General features: G+C 43.5%; 22 protein-coding genes. 16 read left to right on the top strand and 6 right to left on the bottom strand.

Annotated elements, in window-relative coordinates; all coding sequences use genetic code 11:
* Positions 1–16 precede the first annotated feature (16 nt).
* Genes IT233_10685 through IT233_10665 form a run of 5 tightly spaced genes read right to left on the bottom strand, consistent with a single transcriptional unit; the run spans position 17 to position 8,482 of the window.
* On the bottom strand, positions 17–1,942 hold the full coding sequence (locus IT233_10685) for an ATP-dependent helicase (GenBank protein ID MCC7303096.1): 1,926 nt from the start codon (positions 1,940–1,942) through the stop codon (positions 17–19).
* On the bottom strand, positions 1,924–4,014 hold the full coding sequence (locus IT233_10680) for an ATP-dependent endonuclease (GenBank protein MCC7303095.1): 2,091 nt from the start codon (positions 4,012–4,014) through the stop codon (positions 1,924–1,926). The genes IT233_10685 and IT233_10680 overlap by 19 nt, the downstream gene beginning before the upstream one ends.
* A gap of 17 nt (positions 4,015–4,031) precedes the next feature.
* The gene (locus IT233_10675; protein MCC7303094.1) at positions 4,032–6,560 is read right to left on the bottom strand and encodes a DEAD/DEAH box helicase family protein; all 2,529 of its coding nucleotides are present in this window, start codon (positions 6,558–6,560) and stop codon (positions 4,032–4,034) included.
* Positions 6,561–6,562: 2 nt separating this feature from the next.
* Positions 6,563–8,170: a site-specific DNA-methyltransferase gene (locus tag IT233_10670; protein ID MCC7303093.1), complete on the bottom strand. Its 1,608-nt coding sequence runs from the start codon at positions 8,168–8,170 to the stop codon at positions 6,563–6,565.
* A gap of 18 nt (positions 8,171–8,188) precedes the next feature.
* Positions 8,189–8,482: a helix-turn-helix transcriptional regulator gene (locus IT233_10665; protein MCC7303092.1), complete on the bottom strand. Its 294-nt coding sequence runs from the start codon at positions 8,480–8,482 to the stop codon at positions 8,189–8,191.
* Positions 8,483–8,718: 236 nt separating this feature from the next.
* Here IT233_10665 and IT233_10660 point away from each other — a divergent pair, with 236 nt between their 5' ends.
* Genes IT233_10660 through IT233_10650 form a run of 3 tightly spaced genes read left to right on the top strand, consistent with a single transcriptional unit; the run spans position 8,719 to position 10,404 of the window.
* A complete protein-coding gene (locus IT233_10660; GenBank protein MCC7303091.1) occupies positions 8,719–9,732 on the top strand; it encodes an ImmA/IrrE family metallo-endopeptidase in 1,014 nt (337 codons plus the stop codon).
* Positions 9,733–9,762: 30 nt separating this feature from the next.
* Positions 9,763–9,975 carry a hypothetical protein gene (locus tag IT233_10655; GenBank protein MCC7303090.1) on the top strand — a complete coding sequence of 71 codons (213 nt, stop codon included), beginning with the start codon at positions 9,763–9,765 and terminating at the stop codon, positions 9,973–9,975.
* A 30-nt stretch (positions 9,976–10,005) separates the two neighbouring features.
* On the top strand, positions 10,006–10,404 hold the full coding sequence (locus IT233_10650) for a hypothetical protein (protein ID MCC7303089.1): 399 nt from the start codon (positions 10,006–10,008) through the stop codon (positions 10,402–10,404).
* 34 nt (positions 10,405–10,438) lie between these two features.
* Here IT233_10650 and IT233_10645 read toward each other — a convergent pair whose 3' ends face one another.
* Positions 10,439–10,615: a hypothetical protein gene (locus tag IT233_10645; GenBank protein MCC7303088.1), complete on the bottom strand. Its 177-nt coding sequence runs from the start codon at positions 10,613–10,615 to the stop codon at positions 10,439–10,441.
* A 307-nt stretch (positions 10,616–10,922) separates the two neighbouring features.
* Between IT233_10645 and IT233_10640 the strand changes: the two genes are divergently transcribed.
* From IT233_10640 to IT233_10580, 13 genes are all read left to right on the top strand, one after another.
* Positions 10,923–11,459 (top strand): hypothetical protein, encoded by a 537-nt coding sequence (locus IT233_10640; protein MCC7303087.1) that lies wholly within the window; start codon positions 10,923–10,925, stop codon positions 11,457–11,459.
* Between the two features lie 361 nt (positions 11,460–11,820).
* Positions 11,821–12,021, top strand: a complete 201-nt coding sequence (locus tag IT233_10635) for a hypothetical protein (GenBank protein ID MCC7303086.1) — start codon at positions 11,821–11,823, stop codon at positions 12,019–12,021.
* The gene (locus tag IT233_10630; GenBank protein ID MCC7303085.1) at positions 12,018–12,497 is read left to right on the top strand and encodes a hypothetical protein; all 480 of its coding nucleotides are present in this window, start codon (positions 12,018–12,020) and stop codon (positions 12,495–12,497) included. Before IT233_10635 ends, IT233_10630 begins: the two co-directional genes overlap by 4 nt.
* The gene (locus IT233_10625; GenBank protein ID MCC7303084.1) at positions 12,498–14,015 is read left to right on the top strand and encodes a hypothetical protein; all 1,518 of its coding nucleotides are present in this window, start codon (positions 12,498–12,500) and stop codon (positions 14,013–14,015) included.
* Between the two features lie 34 nt (positions 14,016–14,049).
* Entirely contained in the window at positions 14,050–14,673 is a 624-nt protein-coding gene (locus tag IT233_10620) for a hypothetical protein (GenBank protein MCC7303083.1), read from the top strand.
* Between the two features lie 133 nt (positions 14,674–14,806).
* Positions 14,807–15,535 carry a hypothetical protein gene (locus IT233_10615; protein MCC7303082.1) on the top strand — a complete coding sequence of 243 codons (729 nt, stop codon included), beginning with the start codon at positions 14,807–14,809 and terminating at the stop codon, positions 15,533–15,535.
* Between the two features lie 76 nt (positions 15,536–15,611).
* Entirely contained in the window at positions 15,612–15,995 is a 384-nt protein-coding gene (locus IT233_10610; protein ID MCC7303081.1) for a hypothetical protein, read from the top strand.
* Positions 15,992–16,582: a hypothetical protein gene (locus IT233_10605; GenBank protein ID MCC7303080.1), complete on the top strand. Its 591-nt coding sequence runs from the start codon at positions 15,992–15,994 to the stop codon at positions 16,580–16,582. Before IT233_10610 ends, IT233_10605 begins: the two co-directional genes overlap by 4 nt.
* Positions 16,560–16,880 (top strand): hypothetical protein, encoded by a 321-nt coding sequence (locus tag IT233_10600; protein MCC7303079.1) that lies wholly within the window; start codon positions 16,560–16,562, stop codon positions 16,878–16,880. Before IT233_10605 ends, IT233_10600 begins: the two co-directional genes overlap by 23 nt.
* A 5-nt stretch (positions 16,881–16,885) precedes the next feature.
* Positions 16,886–17,689, top strand: a complete 804-nt coding sequence (locus tag IT233_10595) for a hypothetical protein (protein MCC7303078.1) — start codon at positions 16,886–16,888, stop codon at positions 17,687–17,689.
* Positions 17,676–17,981: a hypothetical protein gene (locus IT233_10590; protein ID MCC7303077.1), complete on the top strand. Its 306-nt coding sequence runs from the start codon at positions 17,676–17,678 to the stop codon at positions 17,979–17,981. Before IT233_10595 ends, IT233_10590 begins: the two co-directional genes overlap by 14 nt.
* Positions 17,978–18,160 carry a hypothetical protein gene (locus IT233_10585; GenBank protein MCC7303076.1) on the top strand — a complete coding sequence of 61 codons (183 nt, stop codon included), beginning with the start codon at positions 17,978–17,980 and terminating at the stop codon, positions 18,158–18,160. Before IT233_10590 ends, IT233_10585 begins: the two co-directional genes overlap by 4 nt.
* Before the next feature lies 1 nt (position 18,161).
* Complete coding sequence (locus IT233_10580; protein MCC7303075.1) at positions 18,162–18,848, top strand: hypothetical protein; 687 nt, start codon at positions 18,162–18,164, stop codon at positions 18,846–18,848.
* The last annotated feature ends 1 nt before the right edge of the window (position 18,849 follow it).

Here is an 18,849-nt window from a genome sequence, read left to right as displayed (position 1 = left end):
GGGATATTCTGATAGGCTAAAGCGACACAACGCTTCCTGCACCAAACCATTCCATTGCCTTAGCTACCACTTGCGGACTGGCATTGTGATAGAACACTGCTAAATTCTCTTTAGCTCGAGTACAGCATACATAAAATATCTTTTGGGTTCTTTCCAAAACGCTCTGCGTACCTGAATTTAAAAACACATTTTCAAAGTTATATTTATTCCAACCTCCATTATCCAATATAACTAAGACATTATCGAACTCCGTTCCTTTTGTTTTGTGTTGCGTAGAAAATGGTGTTTTTCCTTCCAGATAATCATATAACTTTTGGAATTCGCTATACTTAACTCCCTTTACTCTATTGTACAGGTATTCCTTCTTTAATTTGAAATCTTCCAACTTATCATCTTTTAGACAAATATCTTTTTCATGTGCATCATTTATTACCTGCTCAATGGTCTTGTCCCCTACATTGATAAGGCTTTCGATATTATCTTTCAAAATTCTTTTAGCTGCAATACTGACAATCCTATCTCTATAATCCGTTGCTCGCAAAAATTCGTTATACCTGCCAGATTGATATAGCACGATATTGTTTTGAATCCTAAAAAGATGCTTTATCAGGTTGTCCCGCTTTGAGCCCTTTTTGTTCTCATCGTCCTCATTCTGCTTTTTATCATCCAATAGTTGATCTTTATTGACATAGATTTTTGAAAACATCTCATAATTATAGTTCGATGCAGCCTGGTAAAGTGGCTGATTTTGATCTATGAAAGTTTGCATAGAAGCTGTTGGGTTGACCGAATTCAGTTCGCGACCTGATTTACCATTAGTCAAAGCTGCAACAACTTCTCCAAATGTTTTTTGCGTAAAATCAGTGGTTATTGCCTTGTCCTTGATATACTTTTTAAGTCTGTCTCTATAACTCAGTATCAAGTCCTTATCATAAATATCCATAAGTGTTCTAAACCCCGCCTTATCCGCAATCAAGTTGTGCGTCAGGTTCAGCTCTTTTGTTTCCTCTGCGTTTTCAAAGTTCCATCCATGATTCTCACTCAAGTATTGCTTTACTACCGAAACATCACCATTCGCTGAATGAATAAACAGAACGTTCCCTTCCTTTATCTGGCCACCTGTCATATTTGGTGCTTTTCCATCAGATGATGGTTCTTGGGTAATACCGTCCGTTCTTAGTCTGTTTGCCAGATCAATTACTCTGCGAGGGCTCCTCCTGTTTTGGGGTTTCTTAATTTCCTTCACAGTATCCACAGTCTCTCCTTTATATTGATCAAGATTACCAATGCCGTCATCATAAATGGATTGCATAGCGTCTCCAAAAAAGCCGATAAGATTTTTTCTTTCACTTTTCTTGAAGTGATTCAGAAGAATATCTACAACAGCCGTATTTGTATCCTGGTACTCGTCAATAAATATGAACTGGTACTTATCTTTAACAATGGCGCTGAGCTTGGGATATTTTTCAAAGAGGCCGTTTGCCACGATCAATAATTCATCATGGGAAATAATGCCCTCTTTGAGTTTTAAGAACTCTTTATATTGAATGCCTTTTTCAAGTTCGTCAAAATAATTATTCGGAATGGGTTTATCTTCATCAATAGAAATTTTTGCATCATCTTCGTTCGCTAAATCAATGATACTTGATTTGAGTTCCTTCTGAAAATGCTTGATGTTGTCCCATAGGAAATCATGAATGGTCGATACATTCAGGTTCTTGTGGTTTACCCGTTCTTCAATTTCTTTAACTGCTGCATTGGTATATGTCATGCAGGCTACCATAGCCGTTGGATTCTCAGCAATAACCTGCCGAATAACTTGAACTAACGAATAGGTCTTACCACTTCCTGCGCCCCCGCTTAGCAAAAAGTTACGTTTGCCATCAATGCATTGAAATATTTCCCGCACTTCCGGCTCTAATTTTAGTCTTTCTTCAGCCATAGTAAACCTTCTTTGATGTAAGCGGGAATTTTCCAGTTATTAAAATCAGCATTACTGTGATACAGAATGTCCAAAGCAAAATGTGTTTTCTTTTTTATACATTTTTCGGCCAATTCGTAGGCATTGGCTCCGTTTTCAAAGAGCTCTTTATTTTGAAGTCCTCTAAAGCCAGCCTTGTTGTCATTTACATAACCTTTATTGATATGAATAAATGCGTCCTCAAAACTTCTGGCATTGTAACCAACTTCTTCGGTTTGATAAACAACACTCAGTTGGCCATCAGCATGATTTGTCCATGAGCCAGCTACCTTATTAAATAGTTTGTTTACAAGTGTAAATCCTCTCAAATTAGCCAACGTTGGACTATTAAAGAAGAACCTAATGGCTTCATTGCTGTAATCCACACCGGTTGCGACTTCGCATTTTTTTCCATCGCCATTAACCGCATCAAGGTCAGTAATGATAAGTGCTTTAATACCTAAGAAGTCAATGAATTTTTCAAATATCTGAGAGTACGCACCAACTTCAATAATCGAAATATTTTGAGAAAGCAATGGCAGATATTCATCCTGTCCACCAGATGCAGAGTATTTTTCTTCTTCTTCAATATCCACCTTACGCATGAGAGTGGGGATAAGGATTCGTTCAGTATCGCCTTCGATCAAAACTGCTTTGTCAGCAAAAAATATTTCTGCGCGGCTAATAGTAAGATATTGCTTCAGGAACTGGTACTGTGTTGTTTCAGTATCGTATTCATTCTTCAGGTCTTTTAGATTCCTGGCTATTATTCCCTTGTCCTTATCCTTTTTCAGATACTTAAGATCGTCAAAATCGCTGTCCGCTACAATGCAAGCTGAATGCGTGCTTATAACATATTGTAATTCCCTGTTCTCTCCGTCTTCCCGCTTAATTCCTTTATCGAGTAATTTCTTGATATTCTTTATAAATATATACTGCATTTGGGGATGAGTATGCGCTTCCGGTTCTTCAATAAAGAGTAGGTTTATGTCTGCCGGCTTTTTATCCTTTTCACGTTTAAACTCATGAACAAGTATTTCGATTTCAAAAATCATGCTGATGAGGTTCATATAGCCCAATCCATTGTAATGTTCGGGAAGATGATTATCCTCATCATGTTTATAAACAACCGTTGTGTTTCCTTCGAGCAATTCCCTATGTTGCAGCGTAGATATAATCTCAATCTCAGATTCATTGATTTTTACGCCCCCGAAATCCTTCACCTTCTGAATAATTTCAGCAAACAACGTTCTGTATATGCCGCTTAAATCCGTGTCAGTTTCACTAAGTTTATCTTTAAAGTCTGCAACAGCTTGATTTTCTTCGTCTCCATTAACAGTGCTGCGGTATATTTCTGAGGTCTGTCCTGAAAGAGTTTTGTCAGCATCCTTATTTGCAACATCCCTTTTTGCACTGATGTATTTGAAATTGATAATATCAGCAACACTTATTTTTTCAGAATCCAGGTCAATAGATTTATCTTCACTTGATTTTTTTGTCGCTGGATCGTAGACCAATGATCGCCTACCTGTTTTAAAATATGCCGCATGATTTGACTTTAAGAAATCAATTAATGTACGGGGCTTGTACCCATTTTTCTCCTGCTCCTTCTGTTTTTCCTTTGCTTCAAACTCCCTGTAATCACTTCTGAGACGGGTATATCCGTAATAGTCGAGTGTATAGTCAAAGCCAAGTACAATCACATTATTATCCGGGTTCAAATCCATCATTACCCGGCTGATGTTGGAAAGGTTGTCTGCATCTGAATATTCGACAAACAGCCTGAGCCTAATGCCTAATCGTTTGTAGTCCCCCTCAACTATACCATCTGCGGCTTCTATTTCTCCTTTCAATACTTTCTTAAAAGCAATATTGAAATCGTCAAAAGTAAATTTAGCTCTTTCGTAATTTCCCAAAAACTTGTCAAGAGCTGATAGAATCGAAGTCTTTCCAGTGTTATTTTTCCCGATTACCAAAGAAAGTTCCTTTTCCAAATCCATAGAAAAGTCCCTCAACAGCCGGTAATTCTCAATTTCTATTTTAAATACTCTCATTTGAGATAATAGCTCATTTAGCTAACTGCTTCAATTATTCTATTGACCTTACTTTTCCATTCATTCTCAAATATGACCTGAAACTCGAATTTCTTATCAGGAAAATCAAGATCAAGCTCTTTCCATGCTTTCTTTGTCCCAAGTTCATTGCACAGCGCGAAAACGTCCTGCTTGTATTTTGTATCCTCGTTTTTCAGGTGAAGACCTTTCGTTTCGAGAACATACACGTTTCCGTAATCAGCTTTGCTGGTGGTTTTCGTGTCTGAAGCAATAAAGTCGGGATATATCTTGTGCCGTTTCCATCCCTGGATATGGTAATGCTGCCTGCTCATGTTGCGATACCACCACAGTAACTTCTCCTGCTGATCCAGGTAAATGGCCACCGCCTTTTCCAGATCATTCAGGTCTTCCTCCGGCACATAATCGAACAGACTGCGCTGAATCGGGGTATTATCGGAACGGACAAGCTGTTTATTGCTTCTTACTTTGATACGCGGTGGAATACTGAATTCGCCCTTCTCAGTCAAAAGGAAGAACACTAATTTTTTCTCCTTGACCAGGCTCCTGAACACAATTTCCGACAACCTGTCGCGCTCATGCTGCAATACTTTTTTCATTTCCTCAATGATGAAAACGAAATTCGCGGCTACCATTTCTCTGTCATATCGCTTCAGGAACATATTGATAGCTTTTCTGCCAAGTTCAAAACCTACCCAGGGATTAGGAACAATGTCCAGGATATGCCTGGTTAAAAAGGATTCATCAATCTCCAGGTTTCCCTGTTTTTCTACACGTTCCTTTTCTCTTACTAATTTTAAATCATCATCCGATAGGCCAATGACCAATGCCTGCTCCTTCTGTCTAATTTCTGAAAGAGAAACATCCTCTAACTCTTTCAGTGAAATTTGTTCCCAATCAATTCGGCTGAGAATATCAATATCAAAATTTATGTCTCGCCAGGTTTTTTGTTCCTGTATAACGAATTTCGGTAGGTATATTTTACCCTCGAACTTTTTAAAGGGATCTCTGTATCCGGTCGAACGCTCTTTTAAAACGCGGCCATTGTCATCGTCCCCGCTATCAATCGTTATCCGGCCTGCGATATCACCCAAGCCTTCGCTGCTCAGTTCGGTTTCAATATTGCGTACCAGATCAGAAGCATTTTGACGGAAAGTATAAACGTAACACTCATCCAGTTCCTTCACCTTAGTTTTCGTTGCTTTTGGCTGTCGTAAAATTCTTCCGATAAGCTGGGTTATGCCTGTTTGTGATGTTGGATTGGTGAGGATAGTGAGAATATAAGCGAACGAGCAATCCCAGCCTTCCTGCAACGCCTGTTTGGTTATGATATAGCGAATTTCACAATCCTTTGAAAAAATATCAGCTACTTCAATCAATTCGTCCTTGTCGCTGCTTTTAATAGCAATATGACCTTCGGGAACATTGCACTTTTTAATCAGGAATTCCTTTACATCTTCCGCGTGGATAAATTTTTTCTCTCTCTGATCGGCTCCTGTTCTTTCGACCTGAATAAGGTTGATCGGTCGAATATACTCTCCGGTGTTTTGTTCATACTGCCGGGCTTTCTTCTCCAGGAATTTACGTTGTTCAACCGAACAGAGCATCGTGTCCTTCCAATCCAGGCTGGTCTTATTCGTTAAGTGAATGTCGAGCTTAATCATTTCCTCATCATTCAGCTCGCGCCCGGTAACCTCAACCAGCTTATTCGTATTGGGAGGTGGTGTGGCTGACAGCTCCAACAAAAACGAAGGATTGAAATTGCGAATGGTATCGCGGGCATTATCACTATATGCCTTATGACCTTCATCAATAAGGATCAGAGGTTTTAGCAATCGTAATGTATTCCCCAGGGAAGTTTTTATCATTCTTCCAAAAACCCCATCTTTTTCTCCGTAAGAATCAAGATTAGGAATTGCCTGCAATAGTTTTTCATGCGCCTCGTAAGCATCTTCGGCAGGGAAGAAGTCAGTAAATCCGCCCGAATCGCGAAACATCCGAAGGGTTTCCTTGTTTTGTCTGCTGGCAGAAGGAAGCATCAGGAGCAGAATAACCAGGTTTCCTTCTACATCAGCCCTGCTAAACAGATCGCCCTTCTCTTTTATAAGAGTTCTTCCTCCGCTTGAAATATCCAGCGTTTGCCGGTAATGATGCTCCCGGTTCCGCAGATGGGATATGGTTTGCCGATAAATCTGTGTGGTTGGAACGATCCAAAGTACAAATCCTGTTTGCTTTTTCAGGAATGCTTTATGGATCAGATCAATCGAATGGCAGGCCAGCAATGTCTTTCCACCGCCCGTAGGAACCTTCAGGTACATATCTGGCAGCGGCTCTTTCAATCCATTCTGTTTTGATAAATACACCCCGCCATGCACTTTCTCCCAGGCTTTTTTGGGGTAGTTATAGTCAGAAGCAATCTCAGGATCATCCACCAGGTATTTATCATACTTGGTTTTGAACTCCGATAAGCAGACCAAATACTCCTTGAGCGTATTTAAAACCTTTTGCTGATATGTTTTAAGATGCAGCATTACTTCGCCATTTTATAAATTTCATACGGGAGCTGACAGAAATCAATTCGGTGCTCACGTAAAGTATGTTCGTCCAGGAATTTCATAGGCGCAAATACCAAACGCTGTTTTGCTTTGAATTTCGGAAGCGATTTTGCAAGCTCAAGCGTGAGGGCGGTCTTTTTTAAATAATCTATATCGGGCTTGTAGATCAGATAAACCTCATAATGGGAGCTTTCGCCTATGAATCCTGTTTTTTCATTGATCTTTTTTTCATCAAACTGTTCTCCGGTTGCAGTATAAAATAGGAAACGAGCGAAATCCTTGTATTTCGGTAGCTTTGAACCTTCCAACAAATGATACAATTCTATCGGGTCTCCAAGTTCAAAATAGCTAAATGAACCTCCTAATCCTTTCTTGTAAGCTTCATTTCTTGGGTTTTTAACTCCATTAATTACTCGTCTAACCCTTTCAGCAGTAACAGAATTTGCATAATCTTCCTGCTCTACCAATATAAATTTTCGGTTCCCATCATCTTCTTTATTCATCTCTAATACGGCATGGGCAGTAGTAGCTGAACCCGCGAAACTGTCTAATACTATGGAATCCTTATTTGTGGCTAATGCAAGTATTTTTTTTATGAACTTGAGAGGTTTCGGGGTTTTAAATTGATCCGAAGTATTTTTCTCAGGAAATATATTTATTTGCTCATATTTTGCCTGACGATTATGCCCAGTTTCTTCAATATCAAACCAAATATTAGAAGGTGCTAATCCGCCTTGGTCAGCCAAGTAGGTTTTTTTGATAATCCTCGTCTCATCTTCGGAGAAAATAATTTCGCCCGTGTCAATCATTTCCATCAGGGTCTCTTTTTTCCATCTCCATCCATTTGCCGGAGGCGCGATTATTTTCCTGCCAGGCGTTTTAATTTTGTATTTCAAATTCTCTCTTGGGTTAGGTGAGGAAACATTTCCAGCAAACCAGGGTCCGCGAGGATCATTATCTGGATTTTTGTAATGCTCATTATTTTTTTCAGTCCTTTCAAGTCTGTTTGGCAGCCATTCCAATGTTTTAGAATAAACTAATGTGGAATTATAATCGTTGGAAAACGTTTTAGCGTCATTGTTAGATGAATCTCCTGAGCGCCAAGCTATATCAACCACAAAGTTATCCTCACCAAATACCTCATCACATAACATTCTTAATCGATGCTGCTCATTATCATCAATAGAAATAAAAATTACTCCATCCTCAGAAAGCAACTCACGTAGTAACTTCAATCGAGGCATCATCATACAAAGCCATTTGTCGTGGCGCGTAAGATCTTCTTTATCTACAACTTTGCCTAACCAATCCTTCATCAAAGGGCTACTCACATTGTCATTGTACGCCCAGCCCTCGTTTCCTGTGTTATAAGGAGGATCAATATAAATACACTTGATTTTTCCCGCATAGGAAGGAAGCAGAGCTTTAAGTGCAATTAGGTTATCGCCATTAATAATAAGATTATCGTGTAGAGAGACTTTTTTGGTTAGGCTCAATTTCTCTTTAGGAACGAGCTGATGGTACTTTACCGTGAGGTGATGATTCTGAACAAATGTTTTTCCTTTGAATTGGAGAGTAGGCATATTACTTATATACTTTAATTATTTTTTAGAATATTTAATTTTTTGTTCTGCAACGTGCAGAGCTTTTATTGCCTGTTCTTCATCCTCCATTTCAAAAACAATCTTATCCGATAGCCAGGCAACAATAAGATCATCTTTGTCTACCTTAAAATAAGCGGCAAGTTTTATTACCTGCTCTTTTGTGGCCCTGCGTTGCCCACGTTCGACCTTGCTCAGAATGGCTGGGTCAACATCCAGATATGCGGATACAATACGCAGAGGTATGTCCTGGGATTCACGTAGCTCCCTTATCTGCTCACCGAGACTTTTCATGTTTGAATAGGATTATCTTGACAGTAAGTGTCAAAAGTATGGAAACCGGATTTATTTCCAAGATTCTGTATGCGCTATTTATCAACAATTTTAAAATGCTCAGAATCAGCGATAAATCAATTTTATTAAAATAAAACAGGTCAATTATTTGGTCAATTCAGAAAATATACATTCCTTTGCTGCATAAATGATTCACACAATTTATGGTTGCAACTGAAATACAAATAAGCCCTAAAATGGTCGTCCTGGCAAGGGAATCCAGGGGAATGTCGCAGAAGGAACTGGCGGAGAAGCTCAACACTTCTCCAGGCTTTATTTGCAAGATCGAGACGGAGAATAAGTCCATGCCTGAAGCTACACTTGAACGCATGAGCAAGCTGCTCAAATACCCCAGGGAGTTCTTTTACCAGGAAGGTGAAGCATACCTGCCTATGAGCCTGAATTACCGCAAAAGAGACCACGTTTCGGCTAAAGTGCTGATGCCGCTGGAGGCTCAACTGAATATTTACAGGCTAAACATTGAAACCGTTGCCCAAAAGATTAAGCTTCCGGTCCTGAATATCCCTGATCTTGACCTTAAAAAGGTTGGCTCAGAGGAACTGGTAGCCAAGCAGCTTCGCAAGACATGGAAAATGCCCAAAGGCCCCATCACCAACCTTACGGAACTGCTGGAGGCCAACGGGATCATCGTTATTTCCTTCGATTTCGGGACTGAGCGCGTGGACAGCCGCACTATATTGACCAAAGACAAACACCCGATCATCGTGGTGAACAAACTGCACCTTGCCGACAGGCAAAGGTTCAGCTTGGCTTATCAGTTAGGCCACCTGGTTATGCACGGCCATACCCTCCCATCACATGACCGGGATATTTCGCATGAGGCAAATCTGTTCGCTGCCGGGTTATTACTACCGGAAAATGAGCTAAAGAAGGATTTTGAGAAAGGAATAACCATTCCCTTGCTCGGTGAACTCAAACGGAAATGGAAGGTTTCAATGATCTCGCTTCTTTACCGGGCTGCTGACCTGGGCTTTTTGACCGAAAACCAAAAGAAGTACCTGCTTTCGCAATTCAATCAATTAAAAATACGCAGGCGCGAACCCATTGAACTGGATTTTCCGAAAGAGAAGTCCCTTTTGATGCGCGACCTGATTACTAAATATAAGAACGTCCATAAATTCACTTCCAAAGAGCTTGCCGCATCGCTGCACCTGGAACTGGAAGAGTTTATGGCAAAATACGCTGAGTAAATATGTAAGTGCCACAAATACCTTTTCATCATGGAGAGTAAGAATAATCTGATCGAAATCAAACCCTACACAAAGAAGGAACTTGCCGGAGTTTTCGGAATTACCCCGCGCTGCCTGTACACCTGGCTGAAAGAAATAGAAATGGAAGTCGGCCCGAAGAAAGGAAAATATTATACCCCGAACCAGGTTCGCATAATTGTAAAACTCATCGGTGGTAAAGGGACAATGAACCCCGATGAATAGCAAGTTTAAAACCTTCAAAAAATAAATAGTATGGCTAAAATTATACGTGAGAACTTCACATTGAATGAGTATATGCAGATGGTAAACGAATTTCTTTACGCTGATTCCAGGGTTTCTTTGCCGGTGGAATCATTGGCTAAAGTGAAAGACCGGCTTCGCAAGGCGGCTACATCCTTCAGAAAGTTGTTTACCTGCTATTTCGAGCCTATCGGAAACCACAGGTTCGACAAACTCGTAAGACGAATGGAATCACTTGCCAAACGGCTGAACAAATTCAATGCGGATTTGAGCAAAAAGGAAAGGAAAGTCTTTATTCTCTTTTGGAATGATATGGCCGAGCTGATCGAAACCGACTATAATCGCATCGGAGATCAGTATCTGAAGAATACCTGCAACTATTTTATTTGGGAAATAGGTAAATTAAAATAGAACATCGTCTTTCAGGCTTAAAACATTATAGCGGCTAAGGATTAAGCCGTAAAGGTCCATTCGATTTGTGCAGCCACGCCACCTGAGCGTGGCTTTTTTTATTTCCTGCAATGCCATGCAGTTTCGTGTAATTCCATGTAGTTCCGTGCAGTTTCGTGTAGTTCAATACGGTTTGATACACTTTGAAGCGGTCACATACACTTTCGATCACTTCCAGGCTATCTACAGCACTTCGATACTATCGTCTGCACTTTGATACCATCGTACTACGCCTGGGTACACTTTGAAGCGGTTACGTGCAGTTATCGGAAATGACCATTTTTTCTTACCCGAAATTTGTCCCGTGATTAAAATTTACCAATGAAAAAACACAGTATGGGCTGTCCAAAAAGAAAATATCCGAAAGCACCGGAAAACATCACAAGCGATCGGAAAGCAGTCGAAAGCATCGGAAAATGCTCTCGGAACTCTGTGGCATTTTTACGGCATTCAATAAGTAACCCAAAAACAAGCATAATATGAAAACAGAAAGGACCTGCCAGCATTGCGGGCAGACATTTGAACCGACAAGAAGCGATGCTAAATTCTGCAATACAAGGTGCAGATGGGACGCATGGAAGTTAAAAGCATCGGCTGAAACAAAAGTAAAAGTCCATCCCGCAGCACTTCGACTGCTTACCAATGCCACCTGGGAGTTTGCCCACAGCATCCTATGGGATGGTTATCCGTTCAGCAAAGCGGAAGTTGAGCTTTCCAAGCTCTACATACGGGAGTATTATGAAGAAATACCCGCTGAAGAATTCACCGCAACAGCACATAAGCATTTTACGGCTTATTGCGAAAGAATCCTGCTCGCCAGGCAGTACGTCAGCCGCTTTTCTCACCGCTATATCCCGCATCCCTGCATTTGGCTGAACAAGGAAAATCCAAAAGGCTTTGCCGGAACGAAGGCATGGTATCTCCGCAATCTTGAAAAGAGAAAGCAGGCATGGCTCTGCGAGAGCTGCATAGATAACATCAATCCAATTCACAATCATTTTCATTTCTGCGCTTAATCCAAAAAAAAATCATGGAAAACCAAAATCATATACTGGTAAGACCTTATACCATTAAGGAGCTTGCAAAGATTTACCAAGTAAGCATACCCACTATGAGAAAGTGGATCAATGAACTCAAAAACGAGATCGGGGAAAAGAAGGGATGGTTTTATTCCATTCGCCAGGTAAAAATCATCTTCGATAATCTCTGCGTACCCTATACAACGGAACTTGACAAGTAAAAGGGCCTCACAAAAAAGAAAGAATCAGAAACCACCGGAAAGAATCGAAAACAATCGGAAGCCAATGGAAAGCATCGGAAAATGGTCTCAAAATGCGGGTGCATATTTGTCGTGTAACAAAAAAATACATCCGAAAAATGGAAGCAAGACATCATACCGCAGGCAGCGACAGCACATCGAACTTTTTTCTTACTGGCGCTATTCTCCTGGCCAACCTGGACGCTTCGGGACTTGCCGAATATGCGGTAAAAGCCGCAGTTGGCGGAGCGATCTGGCTGGTGTTCAAAATTACGAGCGATTACCTGAGCGAAAGGATCAAAAACAAAAAGGGAAAATGAATTTGAAAAAACTCATACTCGGCTCGGCCATTGGCGGGGGGATCATTGCAGGAGCTACTTACCTGTTTCGCCTGAAACGCACGAGCGTGGAACTGGAATCGGTAGTCACCGTGAACATCTTCAAGCTCGACCTCAGCGGCCTGGTACTACGCGTAGATGTACAGCTCAAAAATCCCACTTCGACAAAGTTCAAGATCAAGTTCCCTTACATAAAACTGATCTACAAAGATGCAACGGTAGGCAGCTCGCAGGTGGTGGACAAGGATATTGAGATTCCCGCCTATGGAGAAGCGGTAGCGGAAAAGATTATGATAACAATACCGCCCCGTAACATTTTCTCAGTGAGCGCGGGCATGATAAAGTCCCTGCTGGCAGGAGAACCCATTAAGCTCACAACCAAAACTGTTTCAACGATTGACCTGGGCTGGAAAAAACTGCCTTACGAAAAAACAGAAGAAACAACCCTGAAAAAGTAAATGGAAGCATTGAAGTATAGAAATATCGAACCAGGAACGCAGTACGATTCCTTGTTTCCTCCAGCTCACCTCAAGGATGAGACGGTGAAGAAAGGGGCTACGGTATCTGACACGGTAAAGTTTATACCGAAGGTGGTTCACGACACACTACTTCAAACGCGGGAGGTCGCGGATATGCTTCGCGGGAGCAACAGGAGCGAAACCTGCAAGAATATCTGGGATTTTGTGTACCGCTATATCCGGTATCACAAGGACGAGGAAGGCAAAGAGCAGATACGCTCACCAGGCCGCACCTGGCACGACCGCCACCGGGGAGTTGACTGCGATTGCTACACGGTTTTCATCAGCAGCATACTGACGAACCTGAAAATCCCGCACTCCCTTCGGATAGCACGGTACAGGAAGGACTACTTCCAGCACATCTATCCGATAGTCCACAAGACAGGCGGCAAGTACATCACCCTGGATTGCGTGGTGGACTATTACAACTACGAAGAACCTTACACAGAAATAAAAGACACAAAAATGGATTTAGAATATCTCAGCGGAATCGAAGACCCGGATTTTTCCGGTGAAATGGGAAAGATTCAGCTCTTCAAAAAGAAAGCTGCGTCCTCAAGCACAAGCACACCCCAAAAAAAGCCCGGCATTCTGAAAAAAGTTGTGGGCAAGGCTCTCAACGTGGTGAACAAGGTAAATCCGGCAACCGTGCTTTTGCGGAACGGTGTCCTGGCTGCGATGAAGCTGAACCTGATGAATGTCGCCAGTCGCCTGAAGTATGGTTACCTGAGCGATGCCGAAGCCCAAAAGCGGGGCATTGATATGGCGAAGTTCCAAAAGCTCAAGACTATCAAGACTAAGCTGGAGAATATTTTCTTCGGAGCGGGTGGAAAACCTGAAAACCTGCGCTCTGCTATTCTCACCGGCAAGGGCAACAAGAACCAGGACGTAAAAGGTCTTGGTAACGTGAGCCAATATACCCCGCTGCCTGAACTCCTCGGAGATGAGATATTCCTGGGCGAGAACGAGGAAAGCCTGGGAGAGCTTGGCGAACCTGTTACCGCAGCCGCCATCACAGCCGCTTCGGGTGCATTGGCCGCCATTGCCGGGCTTTTGAAATCCATCGGCAACATTTTCCCGAAAAAGGATTCGCCTGAATCCAAAGAATTCGAGAGCGCGGAAACGCAGAGCAGCAGCACCAATCTTACGGCTGAGATTCAACAGAACCAAAACGAGATCAGTACCATGAGCGTGGATTCAGGAAGCAGCAATTCAACTTCCCCTGAAAGTGATCAGAAAATTTCCTCTGACAGCACAAGCCAGGACACACCTGAAAAGGAAGGCTTCTGGGACAAGAACAAAAGCTGGCTCAAGCCTACGCTGATCGGTGCAACCGGTCTGGGCCTTCTCTTTCTCGGCTACAAAGCCCTTTCCGGTAAAGAGGCAAAGCAAAAATCCCTATCGGGAACAAAGGGCAAGCAAAGCCACGACAAGAAAAGTCCGGTGGCTCTGCGATAGAAAATCAATCATAAACTATTAAAACGAAAAAACAATGAGCAAAAATTCTTATGAACGGGCAGCCAAGAAAAAGTCCCTGCTTGGTTCCATAACCACAGACCTGGAGACAAAGGGCGATGCGAAAAATTCCGCTATCGAAACGCTGAAGGATGTTGTGGTGGGCGTAGTGGTGGGTGGCGTTGCCGGTTCCGCAATAGGGCGGGCATCGCTGATCGTAGGGGCAGCCATCACCGGCCTGGGACACTACTACAAGAACCACCTGGCTTCCATTTTCGGAGTGGGCATGATGGCGGCAAATGGATTCCAGGGTAATACCGAAATGAAAGGCACTCCTAAAGAAGGACTGGAAGGAGTGATCGAAGGCGCAAAAGATCGCGTTATGGCCTTCAAGGACACCTTCTCGCAAAAACTCTACCTGGATAAGGTGATGAAGAAAAAGGAGGAAAAGAAGGAGACGACCAATGGTGTAGGCGAAGTGCAGTATTTCACTTACCCGGAGAACAAAGAGCTGGGACAAGGCCAGGAGCTTGATCTTACCGCCCTGGATAAGCTGGAAAAGCAGGTAGCTCAAAGCGGAGAATCCTTCCAGCAAAAAAATATGGGAACGCTTCCGGTTCAGGAGATGGGCGAGATTGATCCCAGCGAGACGAACTATTAAAAACTGAAAAGGGCTGCATCAGCAGCCAAAACAAATCCTGAAAAATACGGCTTGTAAAGACCCCTGAAACAGCAGGGTTAAGCGTGAGCCTTGACTAAAACGAAAATAATAACCACTAAAAACCAAAAAAACCATGTTTGGAGAATTAAACGCAACAGAAGAGTACAACAACGCGGGAGCGTTGCTGGGACTGGACGGAGAAAACGATGAACTCGTAGGCGAAGTGATGGGCGCACTTCAGAAAATGAATCCTGTAAAAAGGATGCGGACCCTGAACAAACTTACCACCAACCCGACACCGAGCAAGGGCAGCCGTGCCGAGATGGAGAAGCATTTCAATGAGCTTCCTCCTCACATCAAAACCGCCCTGGCAAAAGGCGAGCTGCGCCTTGCCGACACGGTGATCTACTCGATCAAGCCCGTGACAAGCAAAACGATCAAGCTGTTTGAAACGCAGGACGACAAGGAGATCGGACTTCGCAACATTTCCAACGCGAAGCTGCCCAAGAACCAGGCTCTCCTGGTAAGCGGGATCATCCTGCTGGGTGGAGTGGCAGCCGATCCGAGCAAGGATTCGATCATGTCCACGCCCTACAACTTCATCGAACTGTTCCCGGCCATTGCCAACGGAGAGTTCAACCTGAAGGCGAACAAAAAGCAGATCGTTCCCGACACCAGCAACAGCGTGTTTAAAACACAAGCGAACCACCTCGTTCCGATGGGCTACTACAAGCTCGCCAACCCCAGGCTCATTCACGATGACATCCTCATCGAGCTGACCCTTGAGCTTGGCACAATGGCAGGCATCGCGCCCAACACCCAGGTATGGGCCGGCCTGCACGGAACCATCACCACGCCCTAACCCGCGTGGCAAGGAGCGGAGAGGGAGCCATGCCCTCCCGCTCCTTTTTTTTAAAAACAATCAATAAAGATCAACCATGAATAAGATCGTAAAGAAACGCTTCGACATCGAAGTGACCCAGCAGGATAAAATCTTCTCGAAATCATTCGAGCTGGATAAGGACATTGTTTCCATCCGGGGCCTGACGGTTACCAGCGACCGGGATGATCTGCTCTACTTCCGGGGATCACAGCGCATCGAGATCAACCGCGATGAAATTTTCCCGGACGATTACGAGAGTAAGCTGCTCATGTCAGGCGTGAACGCTCCGGTAGGTTCCAGGTACTATGACCTGGGCAATGTGAATCCAGGGAACAAGAGCATCAAGATAGACTACAAGGATACTCAGAATCCGATGGCCTTTTTCCAGCCGTACCGTGTGTCCTACTATTTCGAGTGCGAAAAATGTGAAATGGCATGAAGGAGAAAGTTCTCATATACCCGGTTACTGTAAAAAAGAAAGGAGAAGTCAAATCCTTTCAGATCATTCTGCCTGAAGATGCAAAGAGAATTATCGGCATCGAAACTACGGTGAAGGATCTGGACGTGCTGATAACTCCCGGAGGATTTGGCGGAGAACCTCTTGCTGCACCCGGTGAAGGTTTGGGCGGGGAAGGCTTTGCTGCCTTTGGTGCATTCGCTGTGCCTGCCGCACAACATCATTTCCATTGGGGACAAACCTACCTGGCGGGCTACCTGAAGCTACAAAGCTGCGAACAGGCCAATATCTTTTATGCCGGAGATGTGTGGCTCACTGATAACAACCTGGGCTACGGCAACTTTTCCCAAACCAATTCCTTCCGTCACCGCGCATGGACGCACGGCTACCGCAGAGAAGAAGATGTGGTGTGCGTGAATGAATGCTGCACAGTGATCCAGGGAACCTATACCGATGCCGCAGGACTAAGGCTCAATGTGGATGCACAGTACACCGTGAAAGTGTATGTGTGGTACGAAGCGGAAGAAATCATTAAACAAAAAGCTGATGACTGTCAACCTTGCACTTGAATACATACCCCGCAGGATGCGTGAGCTGGGACACGGAGACAGGTATTCCCTGCGCTTCCGACACCTGGTACTTCAGCCTTCGGAGAAAGTGGAACTGCCTGCCTACAATCAGTTCTATATCCTGATAGAGGAAGCCCAGGACGTGAGCGTGAAATCCGAACTGGGAACTTTCGACCTGAGCCTGGACAATGTAAACGAAATGCTCTACGAGCATCAGGGTTTGGTGGAAGTCAAAAACAAGGCCGATGCGATGAAGCACATCCGCTTCATCCAGGTAATACCTAAAAAACACAAGTAAGAAAAATGAAAGAGATCACAACCACATACGAACTCTCACGGCTTGAATCCATTAAGCGCGTGCTGGAGAACGAACACAAGAGAGGAACCCCGCGCTTTTATGAAATATGGGTGGACGGAGTGAAGGTGGTGGAGAAAACAACCGACCCCAGCGAGTTCAGCAAATACGAGGAATTCATTTTTTCCGATACGCAAAAAGTAACGGTCAACTTATTCACTTCTTCGCCTACCTCTGCTCATGTTGTAAGCCGTCATCATTTCACTTTCGTAGAGGAAGAAAAGCGCGGAGCATTAAATGGGATCGGCCTGGGAGAAATTCAGGCGCAGATCAATGAAAGAGTTTCCATTGAACGCGAACGCTGGGACTGCGACCAGGTAAGAAAAGACCTTACCACCACGAAGGAAAAATTGGGCGAAGCCGAAGAATACATCGGCAAGTTGCAGGACATCATCGAAGACACCAAAACCAAGTTAACCGAGGCTAAAGGCATGGGCGAAATCGCTTCGGCCATTAAAGACCTGGCTCTGCCTCTGCTTGGCAAAAAAACAGAGGATAAATCTCTCTCAGGCAATGACAAGCCGCAGGAGGAAGCCAGCTTCAGGATGAAGTCCGATGAAAACGCCCAATCGGAAGAAGACAAGTTCTTCCTTGACCTGGGAAAGAACATGAAAGCATCTTTTAATGAGCAGGAGTTCAACCTGGTTCTTTCCGTCATCAGGGAATTCGTGCGCGACAAATCTAACATCGTACCCGTAACTCAACTGTTAAATATTAATCCACCTAAAAAACAAACCAATGCAAAAGTTTAACTACACCATCACCATCGAAGCTCCCAGCAGGGAGATAGCGGAAATGCTCATGGAGCATATCTGCAAGGAAAACATCGAGCTGCTTGAGCTTCTGAGCAGAAAGTACGGCCAGGAAAAGATCAAAGAGCCGGAATTCCCGAAACATGACCCGAAAGAAAACCTCGTCAAAGGGTTCCGGCAATTTGAGAAAGTTATGGGCATCATCGAAAAATGCGTTACGGACGAAACGAACATTGACGTGATCGCTGAACTGCTCGGAGTGAATGTTAAACCTAAAACAGCAAAGCAATGAAAAAGTTCACCTGTGATTTTTCCGTGCCTGCCAACACGCAGGCAGAAGCGGAAACCAAACTGAAAGCCCTTTCAATCCTTGCCAGCTTCCTTACGGCTAAGGAACTGGAGAAACTGGCTCATGTCGTGAAAAACGACCCGATCAAAACCTCGCTGGCAAAAACCTATCTCGGAGTATAAAATGAACACGCCTGAAAACAAGGATGAAGAAGAATTCACGCTGAAGGAAAAGCTCCTTTATGCAGGCGGTACTGTCATCGTTACGGTAGGTACTTTCTTTTTGGGAAGAAAAATTTTCCGAAGCCTTGTTTCAAATCGTGAGGAGAAAAAAACGCTTACCGAGGATTCCCCAGCCACTTATGCCAAGCAGATAAAAATGGCATTCGAGAATGACGGATGGTTCGGTACAGATACGGAAAAGCTAAGGACAACTCTGAGAGAAATTCCAAGCAAGCAGGTTTTAACGAAAGTGGCGAGTTCCTATCAGAAACTTTACAACAGCAGTATGTACAAGGATTTGAGTGATGAACTGCAAAGCACCGAATACAACGAGATGCTGGCCATCATCAATGCGAAGCCTGACAGGATTGGGAAAAAAGGAGAAACGCTGCAACTCACTTCTCTCAATTATACCGGGTGGGCAAAGCGTATGAAAGCAGCGTTTGATAAAACCTACGGACCATTTCCCGGCACAGATGAAGATGCGGTCAAAGCGGTGCTTACCGAAATGCCAACCCAGGCCGCATTTGTCGAAACAGTCAAAGCATATTACAAGGAATACAACAGCAATATGCTGGATGACCTGAAAAGTGAAATGGACGACTGGAAGGATTACATGAAAATAATAACATTGAAACCTCAGCAGTAAA

Source organism: Bacteroidia bacterium (assembly GCA_020852255.1).
Classification (GTDB): Bacteria; Bacteroidota; Bacteroidia; order JADZBD01; family JADZBD01; genus JADZBD01.
Note: the sequence above shows the minus strand (reverse complement) of the source record. Positions and strands in the feature narration are given on the sequence as shown.

Excerpts from the sequence above, each read along its gene's own strand:
- IT233_10685 (MCC7303096.1), bottom strand. The coding sequence starts at position 1,942 with ATGGCTGAAGAAAGACTAAAATTAGAGCCGGAAGTGCGGGAAATATTT.
- IT233_10680 (MCC7303095.1), bottom strand. The coding sequence starts at position 4,014 with ATGAGAGTATTTAAAATAGAAATTGAGAATTACCGGCTGTTGAGGGAC.
- IT233_10670 (MCC7303093.1), bottom strand. The coding sequence starts at position 8,170 with ATGCCTACTCTCCAATTCAAAGGAAAAACATTTGTTCAGAATCATCAC.
- IT233_10665 (MCC7303092.1), bottom strand. The coding sequence starts at position 8,482 with ATGAAAAGTCTCGGTGAGCAGATAAGGGAGCTACGTGAATCCCAGGAC.
- IT233_10660 (MCC7303091.1), top strand. The coding sequence starts at position 8,719 with ATGGTCGTCCTGGCAAGGGAATCCAGGGGAATGTCGCAGAAGGAACTG.
- IT233_10655 (MCC7303090.1), top strand. The coding sequence starts at position 9,763 with ATGGAGAGTAAGAATAATCTGATCGAAATCAAACCCTACACAAAGAAG.
- IT233_10650 (MCC7303089.1), top strand. The coding sequence starts at position 10,006 with ATGGCTAAAATTATACGTGAGAACTTCACATTGAATGAGTATATGCAG.
- IT233_10640 (MCC7303087.1), top strand. The coding sequence starts at position 10,923 with ATGAAAACAGAAAGGACCTGCCAGCATTGCGGGCAGACATTTGAACCG.
- IT233_10635 (MCC7303086.1), top strand. The coding sequence starts at position 11,821 with ATGGAAGCAAGACATCATACCGCAGGCAGCGACAGCACATCGAACTTT.
- IT233_10630 (MCC7303085.1), top strand. The coding sequence starts at position 12,018 with ATGAATTTGAAAAAACTCATACTCGGCTCGGCCATTGGCGGGGGGATC.
- IT233_10625 (MCC7303084.1), top strand. The coding sequence starts at position 12,498 with ATGGAAGCATTGAAGTATAGAAATATCGAACCAGGAACGCAGTACGAT.
- IT233_10620 (MCC7303083.1), top strand. The coding sequence starts at position 14,050 with ATGAGCAAAAATTCTTATGAACGGGCAGCCAAGAAAAAGTCCCTGCTT.
- IT233_10615 (MCC7303082.1), top strand. The coding sequence starts at position 14,807 with ATGTTTGGAGAATTAAACGCAACAGAAGAGTACAACAACGCGGGAGCG.
- IT233_10610 (MCC7303081.1), top strand. The coding sequence starts at position 15,612 with ATGAATAAGATCGTAAAGAAACGCTTCGACATCGAAGTGACCCAGCAG.
- IT233_10605 (MCC7303080.1), top strand. The coding sequence starts at position 15,992 with ATGAAGGAGAAAGTTCTCATATACCCGGTTACTGTAAAAAAGAAAGGA.
- IT233_10600 (MCC7303079.1), top strand. The coding sequence starts at position 16,560 with ATGACTGTCAACCTTGCACTTGAATACATACCCCGCAGGATGCGTGAG.
- IT233_10595 (MCC7303078.1), top strand. The coding sequence starts at position 16,886 with ATGAAAGAGATCACAACCACATACGAACTCTCACGGCTTGAATCCATT.
- IT233_10590 (MCC7303077.1), top strand. The coding sequence starts at position 17,676 with ATGCAAAAGTTTAACTACACCATCACCATCGAAGCTCCCAGCAGGGAG.
- IT233_10585 (MCC7303076.1), top strand. The coding sequence starts at position 17,978 with ATGAAAAAGTTCACCTGTGATTTTTCCGTGCCTGCCAACACGCAGGCA.
- IT233_10580 (MCC7303075.1), top strand. The coding sequence starts at position 18,162 with ATGAACACGCCTGAAAACAAGGATGAAGAAGAATTCACGCTGAAGGAA.